This window comes from Streptomyces sp. 2A115, assembly GCF_052245575.1.
In the GTDB taxonomy this organism is placed as follows: domain Bacteria; phylum Actinomycetota; class Actinomycetes; order Streptomycetales; family Streptomycetaceae; genus Streptomyces.
This window is the reverse complement of record NZ_JBQQCG010000237.1, coordinates 1-1,000: the sequence shown is the minus strand read 5'-3', so window position 1 is coordinate 1,000 and position 1,000 is coordinate 1. Positions and strand designations below refer to the sequence as shown.

Here is a 1,000-nt window from a genome sequence, read left to right as displayed (position 1 = left end):
CAGTGGAAGTTGATCGAGCCGTTCCTGCCGATAGGCGAGTACGGCCCGTACCCCGAGCGGCTGCGGGAGCAGTTCGAGGGGGTGATCTGGCGGTTCCGCACCAGTAGTCAGTGGCGTGAGATGCCGGGTGAGTTCGGCCCGTGGCCGACGGTCTACGGCCGCTTCCGCATCTGGAGGGACGCCGGCGTCTTCACCGCGCTGCTGGAAGGTGTCATCGCTGAGGCCGCCCGGCAGGGGCGGACGGACTTGTCGCTGGTCAGCGTGGATTCCACCACTGCCCGCGCACACCACGACGCCGCCGGGATGTGCATCGGCAAGGAGGTCATGGAGGCCCTTGAGGAAGCCGCCGCCGACCAGGAACGGGCCCGGCAAAAGGGGGCGGCCCGCCGGAACAGAACGGACAGGACGGAAGTGACGCCCCCGAGCGGGAAGAGCGGCGGCGCATCAGGCGGCGGCGCAAGCTCCGCTTGAAGGAAGCCCTGCTCGGCAGGTCCCGTGGCGGGTTGACGAGCAAGGTTCATCTCGCCGCAGACCGCAAGTGCCGTCCGTTGTCGCTCGTGCTGACCGCGGGACAGGCCGCCGACAGCCCGCAGTTCGTCGCCGTACTGCAGAAGGTGCGGGTCCCTCTGCCGGTCGGCCGTCCCCGGACCCGGCCTGGCGCTGTCGCCGCGGACAAGGCCTACTCGTCCCGCGCTAACCGCTCTTACCTGCGCAAACGCAACATCAAGGCAGTCATCCCGGAGAAGAAGGACCAGGCCGCCAACCGGAAGAAGAAAGGCAGCCGGGGCGGCCGGCCCACCGGTCACGACGCCGATCTTTACAAGGGACGGAACACCGTCGAGCGCCTGATCAACAAGCTGAAAGCCTGGCGGGGCATCGCGACTCGATACGACAAGACACCCGAGAGCTACCTCGCCGGCCTCCACCTCCGCGCCTCCATGATCTGGATCAACGACTTGCTGAAGCCAACTGATTGATCACGACGTCACACAGGCCCTAG

1 pseudogene is annotated in these 1,000 nt (G+C 67.3%); it reads left to right on the top strand.

The features are described from left to right. Positions 1-977 (top strand): annotated as a pseudogene (locus ACTWQR_RS55790) (IS5 family transposase); the annotation flags it as partial. Positions 978-1,000: the final 23 nt, after the last annotated feature.